Genomic DNA, 4,522 nt, shown 5'->3' with positions numbered 1-4,522 from the left:
TCGGCTGGTTGCTCCCGACGGACTGGCTCGGTCCTGGCAGGATACGACATTCGGGCCGTCGCCCGTGGGCCAACCCCCACGCCGCTCACCTACTCAGGTCTGGAAAAGGTACAGGTGTCGGCGTCTTACGCCGACAGAGGGGCCAGGAGTCTTGGACCGCGGGCGTCTCGCCCGCTCATGGTCATGCCCACTACTATGAGCATGAGTGGGCGGGACGCCCGCGGTCCGCATGAGTCATGACCCCTGCGTTCGCGAAGACGCCGACACCTCCCCAGCGAAGACGCTGGGGAGGAAATGAGCCCGCGGCACGGTCCTTGCTTCCCTTGATGGAGAAAGGGAATGCCATGTCCAGGACCAGAGCCGTCACCGTCAATCGTCGCACGCTTCTCGCCGCCGCCGGAGCGGCGACCGCCGCCCTTGCCGCACCGCGCGTGCTGCGCGCCCAGGGCAAGGAGGTCGTGATCGGCGGCGCCGCCAGTCACAAGAGCTTCGTCGAGACGGTGATCGCCCCGGTCGTCGAGAACAAGTTCAACTGCAAGGTCGTGTTCGAGGGAACGCGCTCGCTGGTCAATCTCGAGAAGATGCAGAAGAACAAGGACAAGCAGTACCTCTCGGTGGTCATGATGGACGATCCGGTGATGATCCCGGCCGTCGCCGAAGGGCTGCTCGAGAAGCTGACGCCTGCCAAGGTCCCGAACCTCGCCGTGCTGAAGCCCGGCACCGTCCACATGGATGGCATGTGGTGCAACTACCTGCAGCCCTGGCTCGGCATCGCCTACAACCCGAAAGCGCTCAAGGGGACGCCCACGTCATGGGCGGACATTTACGATCCCAAGTACAAGGGTCGGATCATCCTGCCGTCGCTGCAGAACACCGAAGGCCTCGCCAACCTGTTCATGGCTGCCCAACTCGCCACCGGCAAGCCGATGGCCGAGGCGCAGAAGGACACCGACGCCGGCTTCAAGAAGCTGGTAACGATCAAGCCCAACCTGCTCACCGCCTACACGCAAATGCCACAGGCCTACAATCTGCTGGAGCAGGGCGAAGGCTTCATGATCTCGAGCGCGATCTCGCAGGTCGCGCTGGACCGCAAGCGGACCGGCGCACCGGTCGACATCGCCGTGCCGAAGGAAGGCATCTTCGCCATGCCGTCCGGCGTCGCCCTGGTGAAGGGCGGTCCGCAGCCGGAACTGGCCGCCGGCTATATCAACGAGATGATCGGGCCCGAGGTCCAGGCCAAGCTCTCGGCCCTCACCTTCTCGCTGCCGACCAACAAGGACACGCCGGTGCCGGCCGGCATGCCGACCGGTGTCACGATCCACGGAGTCGACTGGCAATTCGTGGCGGCCAACCGCGCGGATTGGGTGAAGCGCTGGGATCGCGACATGGCGATGTAGCCCCTCCTCGTGGCTTCTGACTCCTTTCTCGACGTCGCCGGCGCCGAAAAGTCATTCGGCGCCGCGACCGTGCTGGGCGGCGTCGATCTCGGCGTCGGCGCCGGCGAGTTCGTCTCGCTCCTGGGCCCGTCGGGCTGCGGCAAGACCACCCTGCTGCGCATCGTCGCCGGCTTGCTGTCGGCCGATCGCGGCACGGTGACGCTCGACGGGCAGGACATCAGCCGCCTGCCGCCGCACAAGCGCGACGTCGGGGTGGTGTTCCAGAACTACGCGCTGTTCCCCCATCTCAGCGTCGCCGAGAACGTGGCCTTCGGCCTGAAGGCGCGCCGTCACAAGGATGCCGAGACCCGCGAGGCGGTCCGCCGCTTCCTCGATCTGGTGCACCTGACCGATTTCGCCGACCGCTCGGTGCGCGCCCTGTCGGGCGGCCAGCAGCAGCGCGTCGCGGTCGCTCGGGCGCTTGCCGTGAGGCCGAAGCTGCTGCTGCTCGACGAGCCGTTCTCCGCGCTCGATCGCAAGCTGCGCGAGACCATGCAGATCGAGCTGCGCCGCCTGCTGCGCGAGCTGGGCACGACCGCGGTGTTCGTCACCCACGACCAGGACGAGGCGCTCACCATGTCGGACCGCATCGCCGTCATGAATCGCGGCGCCATCGAGCAGCTCGCCGATCCCAAGTCGATCTATCGCCAGCCGGCGACGTCGTTCGTGCTGGAGTTCGTCGGCCTGTCCTCGCGCCTGGCCGGCAGGGTGGTGGCGAACGAAGCCGGCATCGTGACGGTCGACACGGCGCTCGGACGCCTGCGCGGCCCGGGCCGGTTCGTCAACGGCGCCGACGTGCTGCTCGCCGTCCGCCCCGAGCGCATCCGGGTCGGCGAGGGCGAGAACCGGGTGACGGCCACCCTGGTCGATGCCGTATTTCAGGGCTCCAAGGTCCAGCTCCACTTCCAGGCGCCCGAGTTGGGCCAGCTGATGGCCGAGACGGCCGACCTCGAAAGCGGCGCCCCATCGCCGGGCAGCCCGATGACCCTTGCCTGGGCGATCGCCGACACGCTTGTCTATCCGGCCAGGCCGGCGTGACCACGTTAGCACCTTCGAGGCCGCGGCAGGCGTCGCCGTGGAGCGATCCTGTGGCCATGCTCGCCGTTCCGGCAGTGATCTACTTCGCGGTCGTTTACGCCTACCCTCTGATCTGGTTGCTGCTGAAGAGCTTCAGCAGCCCGACCGGTTTCACGCTGCAGCCCTACATCGGCTTCATGAGCGACCCGTTCAACTGGCGGGTCATCGGCAACACGCTGCGGGTCGCCGCCTGGGTGACGCTGTTCTGCCTGGTCGTCGGCTATCCCGCCGCCTTCGCCCTGGCGCGCGCCGGGGCTTTCGTCCAGATCGTCATGCTGGTGTCGATCATCCTGCCGCTGTCGATCGGCGCGGTGGTCAAGGCCTTCGCCTGGCAGATCGTGCTGCGTCGCGACGGCGTCGTCTCGCAACTGATGCTCGGGCTCGGCATATGGGACGAACCGCAGCGCCTCCTGTTCACCGAGACGGGCCTGGTGCTGGGCGCTGCCAACATCTTCCTGCCCTTCATGATCCTGCCGATCTACTCGGTGGTGAAGCTGATCGACCCACGCCTGAGCGAAGCCGGCGCGACCCTGGGCGCCACGCCGCTCTATCGTTTCACGCACGTCACGCTGCCGCTCACCCTGCCCGGCGTCGTCTCCGGCATCGCCTTCGTCTTCTCGATGAGCGTGTCGATGTTCGTCATCCCCTCGCTGCTGATCGGCGATCGCTTCCAGACGCTCTCGACCCTGACGGGACGGTCGTTCCTGCTGATGCGCAACGAGCAGCTCGGCTCGACGACGGCCGTTGTGCTGCTGGTGCTCGCCGTCAGCATCGTGGTTGCTTCGACCTGGGTTGGGCGCCGCCTGGGCGGCCGCACATGACCGCTCTCGAACGGCTGACCCGGTACGCGGTCTGGATCGTCGCCGCGGCCACCGTGACCTTCCTGATGACGCCGCTCGTCGTCACCATTGCCGTGTCGTTCGGCTCGTCCACGGTCTTCACCCTGCCCCCACCCGACTGGTCGCTGCGCTGGTACGAGCGGCTCGCCGGCACACGCGGCCTGCTGCCGGCACTCACCGTGTCCCTGCAGGTCGCCGCCATCTCCACCGCGGTCTCGATGGCCCTCGGCACGCTCTGCGCCATCGCCCTGGTGCGCGGCCGCTTCCCCGGCCGCGAGGCGATCTCGACCTTCCTGGTCTCGCCGCTGATGCTGCCTGGCCTGGTGATCGGCATCGCCATGCTGCAGGGCTTCAAGTCGATGGGCCTGCGCGATGTCTACGCGAGCCTGCTGATCGCCCACGTGATCATCACTCTGCCTTACATCGTCCGCACCGTCGTGGGCGCGCTGGGGCTGTTCGACTTCTCGCTGATCGATGCCGCGCGCACGCTGGGCTGCAGCTACTCCGCGGCCCTGATGCGCGTCCTGGTGCCGGCGCTGGCGCCGGCCTTCCTGACCTCGGGCATGTTCGCCTTCCTGGCGTCGATGGACAATTATCCGATCTCGATCTTCTTCACCGACGCCTGGACCAAGACCCTGCCGATCCAGATGCTGCAGTACGTCGAGGAGCGGCCCGATCCCACCATCGCTGCCATATCTGCCGGCCTCGTGCTGCTCGCGATCGTCGCCCTGATCATCGGCGACCGCCTCGTCGGACTGCGCAAGCTTGCCGATTTCTAAGGTGGCAATCTCCGCCGTCCTGAACGAAGTGAAGGACCTCATCGCCGCCAGCCTCGGGCGTACTGTGAGGTTTCCGACGATGAGATCCTTCGCTGCGCTCAGGATGACGGCGATATTGTCATCCCGAGCGCAGCGAGGGATCTTTTCGGCTGTCCGATTTGGAAAGTCTCACGCGCATGAAGATCCTGATCGCCAATCCCAACACCTCGACGGGTGTCACCCACCGGCTCGTCGCCTCGGCGAAGCTTGTCGCCAGCCCCGGCACCGAGCTCCTGCCGATGACCGCGTCCCGCGGCGTGCCCTACATCGCCACGCGCGCCGAGGCAGCGATCGGCGCCACCGCGGCGCTCGAGATGCTGGCCGAGCGGCGTGGCGAGATCGACGCGGCGAT

General features: G+C 67.0%; 4 protein-coding genes and 1 pseudogene. All 5 read left to right on the top strand.

Annotation, left to right across the window (positions count from 1 at the left end; genetic code table 11):
• The first annotated feature begins 344 nt into the window (after positions 1 to 344).
• The gene (locus AB7O82_RS37445; protein ID WP_428552861.1) at positions 345 to 1,397 is read left to right on the top strand and encodes an ABC transporter substrate-binding protein; all 1,053 of its coding nucleotides are present in this window, start codon (positions 345 to 347) and stop codon (positions 1,395 to 1,397) included.
• 9 nt (positions 1,398 to 1,406) lie between these two features.
• Positions 1,407 to 2,474: an ABC transporter ATP-binding protein gene (locus AB7O82_RS37440; RefSeq protein ID WP_428552858.1), complete on the top strand. Its 1,068-nt coding sequence runs from the start codon at positions 1,407 to 1,409 to the stop codon at positions 2,472 to 2,474.
• A gap of 56 nt (positions 2,475 to 2,530) precedes the next feature.
• Positions 2,531 to 3,334: an ABC transporter permease gene (locus AB7O82_RS37435; RefSeq protein WP_428552864.1), complete on the top strand. Its 804-nt coding sequence runs from the start codon at positions 2,531 to 2,533 to the stop codon at positions 3,332 to 3,334.
• On the top strand, positions 3,331 to 4,131 hold the full coding sequence (locus tag AB7O82_RS37430) for an ABC transporter permease (protein ID WP_428552856.1): 801 nt from the start codon (positions 3,331 to 3,333) through the stop codon (positions 4,129 to 4,131). Before AB7O82_RS37435 ends, AB7O82_RS37430 begins: the two co-directional genes overlap by 4 nt.
• Before the next feature lie 176 nt (positions 4,132 to 4,307).
• Positions 4,308 to 4,522 (top strand): annotated as a pseudogene (locus AB7O82_RS37425) (aspartate/glutamate racemase family protein); the annotation flags it as partial.

Origin of the sequence: Reyranella sp., from assembly GCF_050185545.1 — a bacterium.
Taxonomy (GTDB): domain Bacteria; phylum Pseudomonadota; class Alphaproteobacteria; order Reyranellales; family Reyranellaceae; genus Reyranella.
This window is presented reverse-complemented; position numbering and strand designations above follow the sequence as displayed.